Raw genomic sequence first — 18084 nt, 5'->3', positions numbered from 1 at the left:
CTTTCATAGGAAAGCGCCCTGTCGCAACCCGTTGAGGGCAGGCGACAGGGCGCTTGTTGTAAACTGCCGGTTGCGCCCTGCACGGTGGGGGCCCGCTTTTACGGGGTGTGCAGGGGTGTCGGCCAGCTGTATGGGTCTGTTATTTCTTCAGACTGTCGAGTACGGCTTTCGTGTCGGAGGCAATCATATACTCCTCGTCGGTGGGGATAACGACTACCTTCACCTTCGAAGCCGGGGTGCTGATGAGGCATTCGGTGCCCCGAATCGTTTTGTTCAGTTCGGCATCGATTTCCACACCCATGAAGGCGAGCGGTTTGCACACGGCTTCGCGGGTCTGGGTCTGGTTTTCGCCTACACCGCCGGTGAATACGATGATGTCGACGCCACCCAGAGCGGCAGCATAGGCACCGATGTATTTGGTGATGCGGTATTCATACATCTGCAGGGCCAGGATGGCGTGCTCGTTACCGGCGGCTACACCGGCTTCGATGTCGCGCATGTCGGACGAGATGCCCGAGATACCGGCTACACCGCTCTTCTTGTTCACGAGGTTGGCGATACCGGCCGAGTCGAGGTGCTCTTTATCCATAAGGTAGGTGAGTACACCGGCGTCGACATCGCCCGAGCGAGTACCCATCATCAGTCCCTCGACGGGGGTCATACCCATGGAGGTATCGACCGACTTGCCGTCCTTGATAGCTGTGATGGAAGCTCCGTTACCGATGTGGCAGGTGATGATGCGTTGTTGTTCGTAGGGCACGCCCAGAAATTCGCAAGCCCGACGCGACACGTAGCGGTGGCTGGTGCCGTGGAATCCGTAGCGGCGCACACCGTACTTGGTGTAAAGGTCGTAAGGCAGGGCATACATGTAGGCGTGAGCCGGCATGGTCTGGTGGAAAGCCGTGTCGAATACGCCTACCTGGGGAACCGAAGGCATCAGTTGCGAGATGGCCTCGATGCCGGCCATGTTTACCGGGTTGTGCAGGGGGGCTATGTCGTAGCACTCCTTTATCTTCTCAATCACTTCGTCGGTGATGAGGACGCTGGCGTTGAATTTTTCGCCGCCGTGAACCACGCGGTGACCTACGGCATCGATTTCGTCGAACGATTTGATGCAGCCGTACTCTTTGCTGGTAAGTACGTTGAGTATGTTTTGTATGGCCGAGTGGTGCTCGGGCATGGGGCTCTTGAGAATCACCTTCTCGCCGCTGGGCAAGGTGAGTTTCAGGAACGAGTCTTCCAGGCCGATTTTCTCGGCACCGCCTTGAGCCAATACGGTTTTGGTATCGATGTCGAACAGTTTGTATTTAACCGACGAACTGCCGCAATTTAATACTAAGATTTTCATAAGGTATGTGTATTAAGGTTATTTTTTCAAGCTGATGGCCTGGTTGCAGGTGATGGTAATCATCTTGTACACGTCGTCGACCGAGCAGCCGCGCGAGAGGTCGTTGACCGGAGCGGCGATGCCTTGGAGGATAGGACCCACGGCTTCGGCGTGAGCCAGCCGTTGAACCAGTTTGTAGGCGATGTTCCCTACCTCGAGCGAGGGGAATACCAGCACATTGGCATGGCCGGCTATATCGCTTCCGGGAGCTTTGCTGGCTCCTACGGCGGGAACGATGGCGGCATCGGTTTGCAGTTCGCCGTCGATCTTCAGCGTAGGTTCCATTTCGCGGGCCAGGCGGGTAGCCTCGACTACCTTGTCGACCATCTCGTGGCTGGCGCTGCCTTTGGTCGAGAAGCTGAGCATGGCGATGCGGGGGTCGATACCGGCGATGTCGCGGGCCGTTTTGGCGGTCGATACGGCAATCTGAGCCAGCTCTTCGGCCGTGGGGTTGGGTACTACGGCACAATCGGCAAATACCATCAGTCCCTCTTCGCCGTACGAGGTGTCGGGGATGAACATCAGGAAGGCACCCGATACCACTTTCACGCCGGGTACGGTCTTGATAATCTGGAAAGCCGAACGCAGCACGTTGCCGGTGGTATTGCGGGCTCCGGCCACTTCGCCGTCGGCATCGCCGTTCTTAATCATGAGGCAACCCAGGTACAAGGGGTCTTCGACCAGTTTCTGAGCCTTCTCCATAGTCATTCCCTTGGCTTTTCTCAATTCGTAAAGCAGTTGGGTATAGGTCTCTTTCTTGTCGTGGCATGCGGGGTTTACCAGCGTAGCCTTGTCGATATGGGTCAAGTGATATTGATTGGCAAGAGCCTTGATCTCGTCGGGGTTGCCAATAAGAATCACATCGGCGATGTTGTCGGCCAGAATGCGGTCGGCAGCCTGTAAGGTACGATCTTCAGTTCCTTCCGGTAAAACAATACGTTGTTTGTTTGCTCGGGCTTGTTCTACCATTCGTTCCATCAAATTCATAGTCGGATTGGTTTTTATGTTGTTTTTTATACCTGCAAATGTAGCAATAAAATGTAATATCCAGTTTGCAATTCTGGGTAAATATTATATAAAATAGCTCGAATTTTTGTTTTCACTCCATTTTTTCAGGTTTTACTGCTAAAGATAAGAATAATATCTCTATATTCGCCGTCGGAAAGAGAAAAATTTTCCTTTGTCTGAAGAGGGAAATGCTATAATATAGAGAGGTTTATGAATAAGGAAAAGTTTGTGATTGAATATGAGTTGAAAAGCGTTTCACCTGCTTTACTGTGGCCGTATATAGGGACCAAAAACGGGTTGGCCGACTGGTTTGCCGACGATGTGCAGAGCGACGGCAAACAGTTTACTTTTTTCTGGAACAAGACATCGCAGGAGGCCCACCAGATAGCTGTGCGCACGGGGCTCTATATCCGCTTTCACTGGGTGGACGACGAGGAGAGCCGGAGCTACTTCGAGCTTCGCATCACCACCTCGGAGCTGACGGGTGCCACCATGCTGGTCGTTACCGATTTTGCCTATCCCGACGAGATGGCCGACAGCCGCGACCTGTGGGATCACCAGATCGAGACCTTGCGCCGCAAGCTGGGTGTGTGACGCGGAGGGTAGAGAGAGGTCTCTTTTCGACGATTCTTCCCAATAAAGGTTATAGCCTTTTCGGAAATTCATTTTTTTGCTTTACTTTTGCATTCTGATAATCGGCAAAAGAATGTTCTATATCAAACGACTATACAGGTTTATCCTGAAGAGCTTCTTACCCCTGTTTCTGATGACATTCTTCATCTGCCTCTTCATCGTACTCATGCAGTTTTTGTGGCGGTACGTCGATGAGATGGTAGGGAAGGGTCTCGAAATGTCGGTTCTGGCCGAACTGTTTTTCTATGCTGCCGTGACCATGGTGCCCATGGCCCTGCCGCTGGCCATCCTGCTGGCTTCGCTGATGACCTTCGGCAATCTGGGCGAGCGGCTGGAGCTGCTGGCCATCAAGGCGGCCGGTATCTCGCTGCTGCAAATCATGCGGCCGTTGGTTATCTTCCTTATCTTTGTGGCCATCGGTGCCTTCTTTTTCCAGAACAACGTACTGCCCAAGTCGCAGGTGAAGATGTGGACCCTGCTCTACTCGATGCGGCAGAAGTCGCCCGAGCTCGATATTCCCGAGGGGGTATTCTACGACCAGATAAGCGGCTACAACCTCTATGTAAAAAAGAAAGATCACAAGACCGGCATGCTCTACGACGTGATGATTTACGACATGTCGGCCGGTTTTGACAACGCCATGATTATTCTGGCCGACTCGGGCAAGCTGAAGATGACCGACGACAAGCAGCACCTATTCCTCACCCTCTACAACGGCGAGTCGTTTGAGAACCTGCGCGACCAGCGCACCAGTGCCACCAACATTCCCTATCGTCGGGAGACCTTTTCGCTGAAAGAGATCATGATTGCCTTCGATGCCAACTTCAACCGCATGGACGACGGCATCATGCAGAACCAGTATATCGGTAAGGACCTGAATGCCCTGCAACTGTCGATAGACTCGATGACGACCCGGGTCGACAGCATCGGCGACAACTATGCCCGCAGCCTGCGGTCGTCGGGCTACTTCTCGCTCTACGACCGGCCGGGGGCCAAGATACCCGCCAACGATTCGGTGCGGGAGCAGGCGGCATTGGCCGAGGCGGCTACGCTCGACCTCGACAGCGTGTTCAACGGCGGCAGTCTGCAGCGCAAGCAGCTCTACCTCGACCGGGCCTTGGCCCGGGCCGAACGCTATCGGTCGGATTACGAGTTCCGCAGCTACACGATGAAGGAGGAGAACAAGGTAATCAGACGTCACCAAATCGAGATGTACAAGAAGTTTACCCTCTCGTTTGCCTGCATCATCTTCTTCTTCATAGGGGCTCCGCTGGGGGCTATCATCCGCAAGGGTGGACTGGGTATGCCGGTGGTGGTGTCGGTGTTCATGTTTATCTTCTACTACATCATCGACAACACCGGCTACAAGCTGGCCCGTGATGGCCGCTGGGAGGTTTGGGAAGGCATGTGGCTCAGCTCGGCGGTGCTTTTGCCATTGGGTATCTTCCTCACCTACAAGGCGGTGAAGGATTCGGCCGTATTCAACCCCGACGTCTATGTCAACTTCTTCCGGAAACTGATTGGGCGGCAAGAGCTGCGCAAGGTGGTTTTGAAGGAGGTGATTATCGAAGATATGTTTCCCCGGGTGGCCATTGAGAAGGCCGAACAGTTGTCGGTAGCCTGCAACCGGTATCTCGACAAGGTGGGGCGCAAGCGACAGTCGTATTGGAGGTATTGTCTGTATGGATATGCCAAGGAGGATATTACGGCCCTGGGAGCCCAGATCGACGATTTGGTCAACTACACGTCGAATAGTCACAGTCAGCTGGTTATCAGTAAGCTGATGGATTATCCCGTGTTGCGTAACCTCTGGGTCTATCGTCCGGCTCCTTCGCCCAAATGGGGCTATGTGCTGGCCATCTTTTTCCCCCTGGGATTGTTGCTTTACGGGGTAGGGGCGCACCAGCAGCGTCTGTTGCGCAACGAGGTAGAAGGGGTGATTCGCACCAATGGCGAGTTGCAGGCTCTGCTCGAGAAGGATGAGGCCGATCGAATGAACGATGAAGATAAAACTATATAAGGATATGAACAAAGAGACCATTTTAAGTACAATAGACGAGGCTGTCGAAGATTTTAGACAGGGCAAGTTTTTGATTGTCGTCGACGATGAGGACCGCGAAAACGAGGGCGATTTCATCATCGCCGCCGAGGCCATCACCCCCGAGAAGGTGAACTTCATGCTCACCAACGGCCGGGGTGTCTTGTGTGCTCCCATTACGCAGAAGCGTTGCGAAGAGCTTCAACTCTACCGCCAGGTGAGCCACAATACCTCGATGTTGGGGACTCCCTTCACCGTGACCATCGACAAGCTGGAGGGGTGCACCACCGGTGTATCGAGCCACGACCGTGCCGCTACGATACGGGCTTTGGCCGACCCCGCTTCGACTCCCGAGACCTTCGGACGTCCCGGTCACATCAATCCCCTCTATGCGCAAGACAAGGGTGTGTTGAAACGGGCCGGTCATACCGAGGCTGCCGTCGACTTGGCTCGCCTGGCCGGGCTCTATCCGGCTGCCGCCCTTATCGAGATTCTCAACGAAGACGGTACCATGGCCCGCTTGCCGCAGTTGACGCAGGTGGCCCAGAAGTTCGGCATCAAGATTATCGCCATTCGCGACCTGATTGCCTATCGGTTGAAACAGGAGTCGCTGATCGAGAGAGGTGTCGAGGTAGACATGCCTACCGAGTACGGACACTTCCGCCTGATTCCCTTCCGCCAAAAGAGCAACGGGCTCGAACACATTGCCTTGATTAAAGGCTCGTTCGAGAAGGACGAACCCGTTTTGGTGCGGGTACACTCCTCTTGTGCCACGGGCGACATATTCGGGTCGATGCGTTGCGACTGTGGCGAGCAGCTTCACAAGGCCATGCAGCAGATCGAAAAGGAGGGTAAAGGCGCCATTATCTATCTGAACCAGGAGGGCCGTGGAATAGGTCTGATGGAGAAGATGAAGGCTTACAAGCTCCAGGAAGAGGGTATGGATACGGTCGATGCCAATCTGTGCCTGGGCCATCAGGCCGATGAGCGTGACTATGGCGTGGGGGCCAGCATCCTGCGCGACATAGGTGTGCACAAGTTACGGCTGATGACCAACAATCCCGTGAAGCGTATCGGCCTCGAGGCTTACGGTCTGGAGATTGTCGAGAACGTGCCTATCGAGGTGACTCCCAACGAATACAACCGCCGCTACCTGCTCACCAAAGAGAAACGCATGGGCCACACGCTGCATGTCGAAGAAAAGTAGTGGTTGACTCTGGTGCGTTTGTCCCTCGGGAAGACCGGGATGTCTGTCCCATGAGATGATATACAAACAATCCCCGCAAGGCTCTGTAAAGGGCTTTTGCGGGGATTCTTGTTTATGGCGTGTCTCTATCCCTCGGGTTGCGGCTATGCCGGCCGACGGGTTACAGCGGGTGCGACTCGGTGCGTGTCGTGAAGTCGTCGTTGACGATACTGCCCTCCCACATGCCCTCGATGGTGATGGGGGTGTTGCTTGTCAATTCGGTGAGCCAGGCGGTGTAGGCTATGTTGTAGTAGTTGATGCTGTACCGGCCGTAGACGTAGGTCTCGGTGTGAGGCGGGATACATATCTCGTCGATGGTCCGGTCTATTTCGGCCAAGGTCACCTCAGCCGTGAAGGACTGAAAGCTGTACAGCGAATCTCCCAGCACGATGTGGTTGTCGTCATCGACATAACAGGGGGTTCTCACCCGCAGGGTGTCGGTGTAGATTTGGGCCAGCACGGGGTCTTCGCTGGAGAAGTAGGAGTAGTTGTAGAGCGGGTCTTGTGGGGGCGAGGGTGTATCGTACCATTCCTGGTCGAGCGAGTTTGAGATGATGACGATACAGGTCTCGTCGGCCAGTTGGGTGGTCTTGCTGCTCCAATAGTCGAAGTAGTATCGGATACTGTCGACGACAAAGCGGCGGTCGCGAGCCGGGGGCAGCTCGGGGCGCTCGGGGTTGTGCGGCAAGGCCGATTCCTTTTCAAAGAAGCTGTCGCACGAGGTGAACAGCAGTAGCGCCAGCAGGGTAGGCAGGTAGCGGGTCATGGGTACAAGTCGTGGGTGTTTAGGTAAGAACAGCCGACGAGGCCCGAGGCGTTGCCTCCGGCCCCGTCGGGGTAAATGGGGTTAATGTCCCGGTTAGTTGAGCTCGACTACCAGATAGCGGCTCAGGCTCCAGAAACTCTCGGGGTTGGTGATGACCAGCGTGATGTAGCCCTCGTTGTCCTTCTGCATTTCGTAGGTACCTTCGGGGTGCTTGGTCAGCAGCTTGGCCTTCTTGCTGTCGAAGGGGATGTCGCGCAGTTTGCGCATGTCGGCCGTGGTGAAGTAGTCTTTGTTGTATTCACCTTCCATCACCTTCTTCGACGAGAAGAGACCGCCTCCCTCGACAATCTTCTGCTCCTTCAGTTCCTTGTTGGTACCCAGGGCATAGTATACGGTATTGAGGGCCTCGTCTTGAGTCATCAGCACCTCTTTCTGTTGCTGGTTTTCGGTGGTGAGGTTCTCTACCTGACCGGTGAGGTTGTTGACAGCTTCGTCGAGTTCGGCAATGCGCACGTCGCGTTTGGCGAGCGACTCCTGCAGCGAGGTAATCATTTCGGTCTTTTCGGCAATTTCGCCTTGCAGGCGGGTAATGGTCTTTTGCAGGGCAGCCGACTGGTTCTTGCTCTGGTTGAGCTGTTTTTGCAGTTTGTCGAGCCGCTCCTTGTTCTTCTGCAAGGTCTCGGCCACCAGGGTCATATCGTTTTTAATCTGTTCGCGGGTCGTAAGCGAGACTTCGCCGTTGGCGTCCTTCTGGGTAACCAGATAGTTTTCGGCCTCTTTGATTTGGCGGAATCCCTCTTCTACGTCGTTCATCAGTTGAATCATTTCGTTGAAGTCGGCCGTCGTCTGTGCGTTGACTTGGAGTAACGAATCGTTTTCGGCCTGCAGTCTTTTCACTTCGGTCGATTGGTTGGTACAACCGATCATCAATACAGATGCTGCGATGGCAGCGGTAATAGCCTTTTTCATAATGGTTTTAAATTAAAATTATAGTTGTGTATCGCTTTTGGGATATTTGTCTCTCTTTTTCTCCTTGGGCTTTTCGGGGGCGCCGGCCACGACGATGACGATTTCGCCCTTGGGCTCGTGTTCGGTAAAGTGGGCGATGAGTTCGTCGAGGGTGCCTCGCACCGTCTCTTCGTGAATCTTGGAGATTTCGCGGCTCACCGAGGCTTCGCGTTCGCCGCCGAAGGTATCCTTGAACTGCACCAGGGTCTTGAGCAGGCGGAAGGGCGACTCGTAGAAGATGATTGTGCGGAGTTCGTCGGCCAGTTGGGCCAGCCGGGTGGCCCGCCCCTTCTTCTGGGGGAGGAAGCCCTCGAAGCAGAATTTCTCGTTGGGCAGACCCGAAGCCACCAGGGCCGGCACGAAGGCGGTGGCACCGGGCAGACACTCGACGGGGATACCCCGCCGGCGGCACTCGCGGACCAGCAGGAAGCCGGGGTCGGAGATGGCCGGTGTGCCGGCGTCGGAGATGAGGGCGATGGTCTCGCCCCCCTCGATGCGCGTCACGATACCCTCGACGGTCTGGTGCTCGTTGAACTTGTGGTGCGACTGCATGCGGGTGCGTATGTCGTAGTGTTTGAGCAGGATGCCGCTGGTGCGGGTATCCTCGGCCAGAATGCAGTCGACCTCCCGCAGCACGGCGATGGCCCGGAATGTCATGTCTTCGAGATTTCCTACCGGAGTAGGTACTACATAGAGCTTAGCCATGGTGCAGGATTATAGGAAATGTTTCTGTACGATTTTCATAAACTCGGCCACTTCGGGATTGTCGAGGTCCCAGTTCAGGTCGTTGAGTATGTAGTCCTCGGCCTCGTCGTAGGAGTGCATGGCGTCGATGAGGGCCAGGGTTTCGTTCATGCGGATGTCGCTGTTGCCGAAGAGCTCGCGGCGGAAGCGGAAGCGGTCGTTCAGACTCAGCGCCTTGCGCAGCTCCTTGGCCTGCTGGCGTTGCAGTGCCTCTTCGAGGGTGACCGGGGTGGAGGGTTCGTCGGCAGGGAGGTCGGCCGCGGGGGTATCCTCGTAGTCGGTCTCGTCGTAGTCGTCGGTCTCTTCGTCGTCATAGTCGACGAGTTTGTCGTCCTGTGCAGCCGACCGCTCCTCGTCGCTCAACTGCTCCCAGGGGTAGAGCGGCTCTTCGGGTTGCGGTTCCGGCTCGGCCGGGGTTTCTGGCTCGGGTTGGGGTTGATGCGATTCGTGCGATTCGTCGGCCGGTTCGAGGAAGACGTCCGTATCGGGTTCGTTCTTGTCCTCTTCGGCTGTTTCGGCCTCGTGAAGGGGGGTGGGTTCGATGGGCGTTTCGTGCTTCCCTTCAGCCCACGTATCAGCCGGTTCTTCTGCTTCGGAGGTTGGGGCAGACGGAGTTACCGGTATGTTCCACGGCTCCTCCTGATCGTCGAAAGCCTCGTTGGTCGCCGAGGCTTCCGCTTCGTGAGCGGGACGCTCTACGCCGCTCTCCGGAGTATAGGGGGTTGCCTCGTCGGCCGGGGCAGTATCGGCAAAAGGTTCGTGGTTCTGCAATTCGGTCCAGAATTGGGGCGACCTCAGTTCGCGGGTCGAACGGTCTATCGACTCGGCTTTCTCCCGGGCCAGCTTCAGCAGGATACCGGGAGCGGCATTGCCTGCCTGCTCGATGACGAGCAGGAGCTCCCGCAGTTCGCCCAGTTGGCCGATGATATATGCGATGCGACTGTCTCGTGACATAAATTCGGTATTTTGGTTATTCAAGGATAGCGGGGGACAAGTGCAGCGGCAAACGGGAAACACGGTTTTCGACACTTGCCTGTGCCTGACGGCCTTCTATCTTCCACAAAGATATACAAAAATAACAGATGTACGCCGAGAGCCGAAAAAATTTAGAGGTCGGTTACTCTTTTTTAGAGAGTGTTGCGGTGAGCCATGCGGCAATTTTCTCCTTCAACTGGGTGCGGGTGCAGGTATAGTTGTTGAACATCAGCACGATTGTATACCGTTTGCCCGAGGGGGCGGTGTAGTAGCCGGCATAGGCGTGGACATCGCTCATGGTGCCGCTCTTCAGCCGCAGTTCGCCGGGCAGGGGACTGTTGCGCATGAACGAGGCTACCGAGCCTTCGCTCCCGGCCAGGGGCAGTGACTGCACGAAGGTTTCGCCTACCTGCGGGTCGCGGGCCGTGGCGGCGAGTACCTGGGTCAGATAGCGGGCCGACACCCGGTTGTTGCGGGCCAGTCCCGAGCCGTCGTAGAGGAAGAGCTCGGTCGAGTCGGCCCCGAGGGGTTGCCAGTAGCTGCGTATCGTTTCGAGACCTTTCTCGGCACTGCCCCGGGGAGCCGAGGCGAGAGCGATGTGCCGCAGCAGGCTCTCGGCATAGAGGTTGAGGCTGTGCACGTTGAGGCTGCGGGCCAGCTGGGCGAGCGACTCCGAGGGGTAGTCGAGCAGTTGGGTTTCGGGGCCTCCCTCGGTCGTTTGGCCTGCTTCGGTACAGGCAATGCCGGCCTGTTTCAACTGTTTGTGCAATTCGCGCAGGAACAGGCTGTCGGGATGGTCGACGGCCAGGTCGAGCCGATAGCGCGCCCACTGACGGGGAATGGTGCCGGTGAGGGTGTAGCGGTTGCCGATGTGGGTGACCGATACCTCTTCCCGGTCGCCGGGCAGGAGCCAGCTGTCGAGGTCGATGCTGTGCGGCGGCGTGATGCGGGCGGTCTTGTAGTTGTGTCCGTTGTATCGCACCTCGATGCGTACCTGGTTGTCGCGGTACGAAAAGGCGTGGCACCCGGTGGCGTAGTACCAGATGAGATCCTCGAGCATCCACTTGGGCGAAACGGCCGGTCCGTCGAAGAGCGAATTGTCGACCACGATGGGTCCCTCGATGGCCCGGATGCCTTGCGTTTGCAGGGCGTCGATTACCCGGTCGACAAACTCTTCGGCCGGGCGGCTGCCGTAGGCCGAACCCAGCGAGGGGTCGCCTCCGCCTCGTATCACCAGCGTGCCGTGCAGGGTCCCCGCAGAGTCGATTTGTCCGGTGTATCCCACGGTAGTCGAGGTGCGGTAGTCGCTCCCCAGCAGCCGCAGGGCGGTAGCCGAGGTGATGACCTTGACGGTCGAGGCGGGAATGATGGCTTGCCGGTCGTTGTGCGACACGAGGGTTTCGCCCGTAGCCACATCGGTGATGCAGATGCCTATCGAGGCGGGCGTAAAGGCCGGGTCGGCCAGAAACGATTCGAGGCTTTGGGCCCGTGCGGGCGTATGCAGGAGCATGAATAGCGTGAGCAGTCCTGACAGGAAGATTCGTTGCATAATGTCTTGGTAATGTATGAGTATTGTCTTTGCAAAGATAGGCGATGAGAATTTCAGAGGCAAATTTTGTCGGCTGCTTTTGAGATAAATAGCCGGAGTAAAGGTTGGCAAAGTCGAACTATCTTTTTACTTTTGTTGCATCATTTAAACAGAAAGAAAAAAGAGAACGACAACTATGGTTTTGACCGAAAATAACTACGAGACCAGCCGCCGCGGAAGCATCGAAGTGATATGCGGCTCGATGTTCTCGGGGAAGACCGAAGAGCTGATACGACGCTTGAAACGGGCGAAGATTGCCCGTCAGAAAGTCGAGATATTCAAACCCGCCATCGATGTGCGCTACTCCGAAGAGAATATCGTTTCGCACGACAGCACCTCGATACTCTCGACCCCGGTAGACAATTCGCACAGCATTCTGCTCATGGCGTCGGGGGTCGATGTGGTGGGCATCGACGAGGCCCAGTTTTTCGACGACGGTATCGTCGAGGTCTGCTCCGAACTGGCCAACAACGGTACACGGGTGATTGTGGCCGGTCTCGACATGGATTTCCGCCGGGTACCTTTCGGCCCCATGCCGGCCCTGCTGGCCATCGCCGACGATGTGTACAAGGTGCACGCCATCTGTGTGAAGTGCGGCCATCTGGCCAACTACTCCTATCGGTTGGTCGATAACGACAAGCGGGTGCTCCTGGGCGAGAAGAACGAGTACCAGCCCTTGTGCCGCCGTTGCTACCTGCAAGAGATACAGGAGCGTAAAGAGAAACATCACGAAGGGTAAACCGCAACCGCTCCGAGATTGTTAGATAAAAATATTGATACACAAAAATAGAGTAGCCATGACCGAACGCCAGCCATACACCTTCGACCGGGTCGTCCGTATTTTGTTCGGAGCCGTTTTTGTCGTGGGGTTGTTCTACCTCATCTATATCCTCCGCGGGGCGTTGCTCCCTTTTCTCGTGGCCTGGATTGTGGCCTATATGCTCAACCCGCTGGTCGAGTATAACAAACGGGTCTTCAAGCTGAAGGGGCGCGTGCTGGCCATTACACTCACCTTTGTCGAGGTGATTATTACCTTTGCGCTGCTGTGTGTGCTGGTGCTGCCGTCGGTTATCGACGAGATAGGCGTCATGCGCAAGCTGTTGAGCGACTACGTCTACAACTCGTCAAGCATCCCCTTCGTGCCGCAGGAGGTGCACGACTTCATCCAGCAAAATATCGACTTCAGCCAGTTGTCGAGCCTGCTCAGCCGGGAGCAGTGGCTCTCGATTATCGAGGATAGTTTCTCGGGGGCCTGGGGATTCATCACCGGTTCGGTGGGCGAGATTATCAACATCGTCAGCTGGCTCATCGTGCTGCTCTACATTGTCTTTATTCTGCTCGACTACGACAAGATATTGGTCGGGTTCCAACGGATGATTCCGCAGAAGTACCGCCCTACGGTGGTCTCGATTGTCAACGACATCGAGGTGAGCATGAACCGCTACTTCCGCGGTCAGGCCGTCGTGGCCGGGCTGGTGGGCATCCTCTTCTGCATCGGCTTCCTCATCGTGGGGTTGCCCATGGCTATCGTGCTGGGGCTCTTCATCGGGTTGCTCAATATGGTCCCCTATCTGCAGCTTGTCGGCTTCATCCCCACCATCCTGTTGTGTCTGGTTTCGGCATCGGAGACCGGCACCAACTTCTGGTTGCTCTTCGGGGCCTGTATTCTGGTCTTTATCGTGGTGCAATTGATCGAGGACATATTCATCGTGCCCCGGGTGATGGGTAAGGTTACGGGGCTGAACCCCGCCATCATCTTGCTCTCACTCTCGATTTGGGGCACGCTGCTCGGCTTTGTGGGCATGATTATCGCCCTGCCGCTCACCACGTTGTTCCTGTCGTATTACGAGCGCTATGTGATAGGTGACGAGCCGGAAACTCCGCCCGAGGCGTCGGCTGGTTCGTCGGCCCCGGATGAAGAGGTGAAGCCTGAGAAAGAGTAAAAAAACTGTTCTTTAACATAAATTTGCGGAGGTATCGTTTTGTAGAATCAAAAATTAGCCTTACCTTTGCATCGCTTTTACAAAAAGCACCAAGGTTAGATTCGCTAGCTCAGCTGGTAGAGCACAACACTTTTAATGTTGGGGTCCTGGGTTCGAGCCCCAGGCGGATCACCGAAAGACGAGCGATTGACTTTCAAGTCGGTCGCTCATTCTTTTTTAAAGCTCCGGCAAAAGGTGGGGCGGAGGAGCCCCAGGGGACGGAATGAATCGACGTCAAAAGCGGATGGGGCCCTATGAAATCAAGTATACATGTTGACGCCCCAGAATCGGGAGAAAGGCTCTTTTTTGTTGTGGCATGAGCGATATTCCGGCACGAGGTGCGGCACAAAAAAAATCCCCGGGCCCTGCGGTGATGCAAGGGCCGGGGAGTGCGTGTAAATGAAGAGGGTAATCAGAATTTGTCGGCTAGGGCAGCAGCTTGCTGGCAGCCGTCGGTGTGGTCGATGTCGCCCACGTTGAGCACGCCGGGGATGAGGACTTCGCCTACCATCTCCCACTGCAGCAGGGCTGCGGTGCGCTCCATGGGGATGCGTACGCCGTCGAGTACGGTGGTGTCGTCCTCTTCGCAGCAGGCAATCAAGCCCCATTTCTTGCCGGCTACCTCTTTGCCGCCCACCACGAGCGAGAAGAGGCGGTCGATGGCTCCTTTGATCTGGGCCGGAATCGAATACCAATAGACCGGCATGGTGAATACCACGGCATCGGCCTCGAGTATGGCGGGGGCGATGTCGTTGAAATCGTCGTCGAACGAGCAGGCTTTGCCCGTTTTGTAACAGGTCATGCAGGCGTGGCAACCGCCTATCTTCAGGAAGGCGGCATCGAACCGGCGTACCGAGTGGCCCCGTTGCTCGGCTTCGTGGATAAAGGCTTCGGTCATGGCAAAGCTGTTGCCGTTTTTGCGGGGGCTGCCGGTGATGACTACTATTTTCATGGTTGTTTTTCTCCTTTCTTATTGTTGAATCGTATCGGAATTTTGGTTATAGGCTTTGGCTACACATTTCCACTCGCCATTGATTTTCAACAGCAGCAGGTAGTCGGTAAAGTCGATGCGTCCGCCCCACTTCTCTTCGAGCACGCGCACGACGGCTACCGTCTCTTCGAGGGCGACGATGTCGATGCGGGCATCGAAGTTCTCGCCGGCGCCCACGGTATCGACGTTGTGGTAGAACTGCTCGATGGAGCCATGTTCCAGTTTACCGTCCAGAAAGCCGAAGAGCACGGCCTCGTCGACAAACAACTCTTTGGCATAGCGGCTGTTGCCCTCTGCCACACTCTTGACAAACTTCATGGCAGCCGCTTCGACTGCCTTGTACTCTGCTATACTTGCTCTCATATTCGGTTGGGTTTTATGTTTGTTGCAAAGCTATGGGGTAATCCTTGTTTCTACAAGTACCGTAAAATTATTCGGGTACTGAAAATTTTTTCGGTATATCGCCATTTTGGGCAGTATGTTGTACATTTGTCTTTGTAATCAGAAAGGAGTGCGATTATGTATGAGCGTAAGATACCTGTCGATTTGGATTGTCCCTTGCGGCTGACCATGAGTCTGATCGACTCGAAGTGGAAATCGTGTATTCTGGACGAACTCCGGTACCGGTCGATGCGCCCCAGTGAACTGCACAAGGCTTTGCCCGAGGCAACTCCGCGGGTGCTCGACCTGCAGTTGAAGGAACTGGTCGAGGATGGCCTGGTCGAAAAGACCATCTATGCCGAGTTGCCGCCGCGTTCGCAATACTCCATCACGCCGCTGGGCATGACCCTGATTCCCATCATCGACGCCATGCTCGAGTGGGGTACGAAAAACAAAGAGCTGTTTGAGCGGAAGTACGGCAAGTGAGGCCGGTGGATTTTCTGTTTGAGACGGTATGAGGCCGCGCCTTTATCCTCTTTTTACAGAAGATAGGATGCGGTTCGGCCAAGCAAATAATGCAAGCATCTTTGCTTGTCGCTCACCTTTCACTATCTTTGCACCGGCTATGGGATTAGCCTTTAACCGCCTTTATGTGCTGATGATCCCTACTTGTGATACAATAATAAAATGACATTTTATGCTGAAGACATTGCTGATTGTAGGGGCCGGCAGTTTTACCGGGGGTGCGCTGCGCTATCTTCTTTCCAAAGCGATACAAAGCTGGGGCTTTCACTCGTTCCCGGTCGGCACCTTTTGTGTAAATATTCTGGGCTGTCTGGCCATAGGACTCTTTTACGGACTGTTTGAACGGAACAACCTGATGAGTGCGAATCTACGCCTGTTTCTTACCGTAGGACTGTGCGGCGGCTTTACCACCTTTTCGACATTTATCAATGAGAGTTTCCAGATGATCAGGGATGCCAACTTCTTTTACCTGTTTCTCTATGTGGGGTTGAGTTTGTTGGGCGGCCTTTTCATGTTGTATGTGGGGTATTCCCTTGTAAAATGGTTGTGATATGGAATTGGGAAAAAAGTATAAGGCATTGCGGGTCTATTTGAGCAATACCGATAAGGTAGATCACGCATCGGCTTATGAGACGATTGCCTACAAGGCCCGGCAATCTGGCTTGGCAGGAGCTACCGTATATAAAGGTCTCATGGGTTACGGAACCAGTAGCGAACTGACTCCGGTCAAGTTTTGGGAGTTTACCGAGAAGGTGCCGGTAGTGGTCGAGATGATCGATGAAGAGAGCAAGATCGATGCCTTTGTCGAGCAAATGGCTCCGTGGTTCGAATCGTTGCCTAAAGGCTGTTTGGTTACCTGCCAGGATGTCGAGGTTCTCTTCCTGAAAAAGGGGGACAGACCGGCCGTTCGGTAGATACACGATGCAGTGCCCGCAGCAGTCGGTACCGCTATCTTCGCCGTGCCGGTAAAAAGGAGAAACGGGGAGGGGAGTCGAGATGAAGGAATCCCGGCTCACTCTCCCCGATTGCTGTCGGTTACAGGATGGCGTTAAACAGGTATCCCGACAAGATAATAAAAAGGGTGATGATGCCGAAGAAGATACCAATAAGTCGCCAGGTCATCACCTTTTTCAGCAGGGTGGCTTCGGGGAGCGAGAGCCCCACGACGGCCATCATGAAAGCCAGAGCGGTACCGATGGGTATGCCCTTGGCTACAAATACCTCGATGATGGGCACGATGCCGGCGGCATTGGCATACATGGGTACGGCCAGCACAACCGAGAGGGGTACGGCCCACACGTTGACGCGCGACATGTAGTGCTCGAAAAATCCTTCGGGCACATACCCGTGCATGGCGGCCCCGATGCCTATGCCTATGACGATGTAGAGGAGTACCCCTTTCACGATGCCCCACGCTTCGCGCAGGATGGAGGGCAACCGTTTCACGAAGGGGGTCTGTTCGCGCTCCCAGGTGTTGAAGTCGGCCGAGGCGTTTTGTTGTATCTGCTTTACCCAGTCGCTCAGGTAGGGCTCCAGCTTCAACCGGCCCAGCACGAAGCCGCCAATCATGCCCAGCAGGATGCCGCTCACCACATAGACGAGGGTGATGCGCAACCCGAAGGTGCCGAGAAACATGGCCACGGCCACCTCGTTGACCAGCGGCGAGGTGATGAGGAAGGCAAAGGTAACCCCCAGAGGAATGCCTCCCTTGACAAACCCGATGAAGAGCGGTATCGACGAGCAGGAGCAGAAGGGGGTGATGGCTCCGAAAAGCGAGGCGAACAGATATTGCAGTCCGTAGAGGCGCCGCGAGGTGAGGTAGTCGCGCAGCCGTTCGATGGGGAAGTAGGCATTGACGATACCCATAATCGCACTGATGAAGAAAAGCAGGATAATAATCTTTATCGAATCGTAGAAAAAGAAGTTGAGGGAGCTGCCGAGCGGGGTGGCGGCATTCAACCCGAACAGGTCGTATACCAGCCAGTCGGCAAATTGTTGTATCATAACAGGCTAAGTTTTTTTGTTTGTAATATTACGAACGTTACGTTTAAAAATTTATCGTTCACAGGCACATCGGGGCAGTTCTTTCCCCAGAATCTCGGTCAGATAGAATCGGGAGAACCTCTCTTTTATCTGGTCGCGGGCCTGGACAAAGGCTTGCTTTATCGTCTCGGTCGGCCAGTTTTTCACCGTCGGGGGTCGAAATGTCGATGGCCCGGAATCGTACTTTTCCCTCTTTGACTTGAGCGTTAAACTGTTCGTCTATAACTTCGCGGGTGCAGCTCTCGATGGCTTTGCAGGTGACACAGCGCTGTTTGCCGTGAAAGTAGAGCACCTCGACATAGGTATCGGGTGTGGTTTGTGCCAGGCTCGCCGTCAGGTAGAGCAGGAACGAAAGGGTGAGGAGTATCGGTTTCATGGCTGCTGCGTTTATCGGGTGAGAATGCTTTTTATCTCGTCGGTCGATATTTTGCCTTTGGCTACCACCTTTCCGTCGACGACAAGAGCCGGAAGGGTCATCACGTTGTAGGCCATGATTTTTATCAAGTCCTCCTCTTTGGTGAGGGTGGCCGTCATACCCAGCTCGGCGAGGGCTTGTTCTACTCGTTCATACAATGCTTTGCACCCGGCACAGCCGGTTCCTAAAACTTTAATTTCCATTATTGTATCGTCTGCGGGAAATAAGATTGAAAATTTCAATCCTATATTCCTGTAGCTTTGCAAACAACAATGGCTTACTGTCAATACCAACAGTTTCTGATGTCATATTCAATGCCATTATTTCAAGGTCTGAGAATCCAGGGACTACTCC

The 18084-nt window shown here is 55.0% G+C and carries 20 protein-coding genes, 1 tRNA gene, 1 pseudogene and 1 riboswitch; of the genes and pseudogenes, 9 read left to right on the top strand and 13 right to left on the bottom strand.

The window, feature by feature from the left end:
* Window positions 1–139: 139 nt before the first annotated feature.
* The gene (locus tag B5F38_RS08425) at window positions 140–1348 is read right to left on the bottom strand and encodes an acetate kinase (protein ID WP_087408852.1); all 1209 of its coding nucleotides are present in this window, start codon (window positions 1346–1348) and stop codon (window positions 140–142) included.
* 18 nt (window positions 1349–1366) lie between these two features.
* Complete coding sequence (pta, locus tag B5F38_RS08420) at window positions 1367–2374, bottom strand: phosphate acetyltransferase (protein WP_087408851.1); 1008 nt, start codon at window positions 2372–2374, stop codon at window positions 1367–1369.
* A gap of 231 nt (window positions 2375–2605) precedes the next feature.
* Between pta and B5F38_RS08415 the strand changes: the two genes are divergently transcribed.
* The 3 genes from B5F38_RS08415 to B5F38_RS08405 all read left to right on the top strand — a co-directional run bounded on the left by B5F38_RS08415 (window position 2606) and on the right by B5F38_RS08405 (window position 6273).
* Window positions 2606–2989: an START-like domain-containing protein gene (locus B5F38_RS08415; protein WP_087408850.1), complete on the top strand. Its 384-nt coding sequence runs from the start codon at window positions 2606–2608 to the stop codon at window positions 2987–2989.
* Window positions 2990–3101: 112 nt separating this feature from the next.
* Entirely contained in the window at window positions 3102–5048 is a 1947-nt protein-coding gene (locus B5F38_RS08410) for an LptF/LptG family permease (RefSeq protein WP_087408849.1), read from the top strand.
* 4 nt (window positions 5049–5052) lie between these two features.
* Entirely contained in the window at window positions 5053–6273 is a 1221-nt protein-coding gene (locus B5F38_RS08405) for a bifunctional 3,4-dihydroxy-2-butanone-4-phosphate synthase/GTP cyclohydrolase II (protein WP_087408848.1), read from the top strand.
* Window positions 6274–6433: 160 nt separating this feature from the next.
* On the opposite strand, the gene B5F38_RS08400 is transcribed toward B5F38_RS08405, so the two are convergent.
* The 5 genes from B5F38_RS08400 to dacB all read right to left on the bottom strand — a co-directional run bounded on the left by B5F38_RS08400 (window position 6434) and on the right by dacB (window position 11354).
* On the bottom strand, window positions 6434–7078 hold the full coding sequence (locus B5F38_RS08400) for a hypothetical protein (protein ID WP_087408847.1): 645 nt from the start codon (window positions 7076–7078) through the stop codon (window positions 6434–6436).
* A 93-nt stretch (window positions 7079–7171) separates the two neighbouring features.
* Window positions 7172–8047: a hypothetical protein gene (locus B5F38_RS08395; protein WP_087408846.1), complete on the bottom strand. Its 876-nt coding sequence runs from the start codon at window positions 8045–8047 to the stop codon at window positions 7172–7174.
* Window positions 8048–8065: 18 nt separating this feature from the next.
* Window positions 8066–8791, bottom strand: a complete 726-nt coding sequence (gene rsmI, locus B5F38_RS08390; RefSeq protein WP_087408845.1) for a 16S rRNA (cytidine(1402)-2'-O)-methyltransferase — start codon at window positions 8789–8791, stop codon at window positions 8066–8068.
* Between the two features lie 9 nt (window positions 8792–8800).
* On the bottom strand, window positions 8801–9784 hold the full coding sequence (locus B5F38_RS08385; RefSeq protein WP_087408844.1) for a hypothetical protein: 984 nt from the start codon (window positions 9782–9784) through the stop codon (window positions 8801–8803).
* A gap of 163 nt (window positions 9785–9947) precedes the next feature.
* Window positions 9948–11354: a D-alanyl-D-alanine carboxypeptidase/D-alanyl-D-alanine-endopeptidase gene (gene dacB, locus B5F38_RS08380; RefSeq protein WP_087408843.1), complete on the bottom strand. Its 1407-nt coding sequence runs from the start codon at window positions 11352–11354 to the stop codon at window positions 9948–9950.
* A gap of 175 nt (window positions 11355–11529) precedes the next feature.
* Between dacB and B5F38_RS08375 the strand changes: the two genes are divergently transcribed.
* From B5F38_RS08375 to B5F38_RS08365, 3 genes are all read left to right on the top strand, one after another.
* Window positions 11530–12132: a thymidine kinase gene (locus tag B5F38_RS08375; RefSeq protein ID WP_087408842.1), complete on the top strand. Its 603-nt coding sequence runs from the start codon at window positions 11530–11532 to the stop codon at window positions 12130–12132.
* Between the two features lie 58 nt (window positions 12133–12190).
* Window positions 12191–13336 (top strand): AI-2E family transporter, encoded by a 1146-nt coding sequence (locus B5F38_RS08370; protein WP_087408841.1) that lies wholly within the window; start codon window positions 12191–12193, stop codon window positions 13334–13336.
* A 98-nt stretch (window positions 13337–13434) separates the two neighbouring features.
* Window positions 13435–13507: transfer RNA gene (locus B5F38_RS08365), tRNA-Lys, on the top strand.
* A 280-nt stretch (window positions 13508–13787) separates the two neighbouring features.
* Here B5F38_RS08365 and B5F38_RS08360 read toward each other — a convergent pair.
* A complete protein-coding gene (locus B5F38_RS08360; protein WP_087408840.1) occupies window positions 13788–14327 on the bottom strand; it encodes a flavodoxin family protein in 540 nt (179 codons plus the stop codon).
* An 18-nt stretch (window positions 14328–14345) separates the two neighbouring features.
* Window positions 14346–14729, bottom strand: coding sequence for a nuclear transport factor 2 family protein (locus B5F38_RS08355; protein ID WP_087408839.1), 384 nt, complete (start codon window positions 14727–14729; stop codon window positions 14346–14348).
* 156 nt (window positions 14730–14885) lie between these two features.
* On the opposite strand from B5F38_RS08355, the gene B5F38_RS08350 reads away from it, so the two are divergent.
* The 3 genes from B5F38_RS08350 (at window position 14886) to B5F38_RS08340 (ending at window position 16186) form a co-directional block, all read left to right on the top strand.
* The gene (locus B5F38_RS08350) at window positions 14886–15233 is read left to right on the top strand and encodes a helix-turn-helix domain-containing protein (protein WP_087408838.1); all 348 of its coding nucleotides are present in this window, start codon (window positions 14886–14888) and stop codon (window positions 15231–15233) included.
* Window positions 15234–15359: 126 nt separating this feature from the next.
* Window positions 15360–15422: riboswitch (Fluoride riboswitch) on the top strand.
* A gap of 22 nt (window positions 15423–15444) precedes the next feature.
* On the top strand, window positions 15445–15822 hold the full coding sequence (gene crcB, locus B5F38_RS08345) for a fluoride efflux transporter CrcB (protein WP_087408837.1): 378 nt from the start codon (window positions 15445–15447) through the stop codon (window positions 15820–15822).
* A 1-nt stretch (window position 15823) separates the two neighbouring features.
* Window positions 15824–16186, top strand: a complete 363-nt coding sequence (locus B5F38_RS08340; protein WP_087408836.1) for a DUF190 domain-containing protein — start codon at window positions 15824–15826, stop codon at window positions 16184–16186.
* Between the two features lie 121 nt (window positions 16187–16307).
* Here B5F38_RS08340 and B5F38_RS08335 read toward each other — a convergent pair whose 3' ends face one another.
* From B5F38_RS08335 to B5F38_RS14280, 4 genes and pseudogenes are all read right to left on the bottom strand, one after another.
* A complete protein-coding gene (locus B5F38_RS08335; RefSeq protein WP_087408835.1) occupies window positions 16308–17276 on the bottom strand; it encodes a permease in 969 nt (322 codons plus the stop codon).
* A gap of 58 nt (window positions 17277–17334) precedes the next feature.
* Window positions 17335–17691, bottom strand: a complete 357-nt coding sequence (locus B5F38_RS08330) for a nitrophenyl compound nitroreductase subunit ArsF family protein (protein WP_087408834.1) — start codon at window positions 17689–17691, stop codon at window positions 17335–17337.
* An 11-nt stretch (window positions 17692–17702) separates the two neighbouring features.
* A complete protein-coding gene (locus B5F38_RS08325) occupies window positions 17703–17933 on the bottom strand; it encodes a thioredoxin family protein (RefSeq protein WP_087408833.1) in 231 nt (76 codons plus the stop codon).
* A pseudogene (locus tag B5F38_RS14280) lies at window positions 17932–18084 on the bottom strand (IS982 family transposase); the annotation flags it as partial. The pseudogene B5F38_RS14280 and the gene B5F38_RS08325, both read right to left, overlap by 2 nt.

Origin of the sequence: Barnesiella sp. An22, from assembly GCF_002159975.1 — a bacterium.
Taxonomy (GTDB): domain Bacteria; phylum Bacteroidota; class Bacteroidia; order Bacteroidales; family Barnesiellaceae; genus Barnesiella; species Barnesiella merdigallinarum.
The sequence above is the reverse complement of the archived record's forward strand: the minus strand, read 5'-3'. Positions and strand labels throughout refer to the sequence as shown.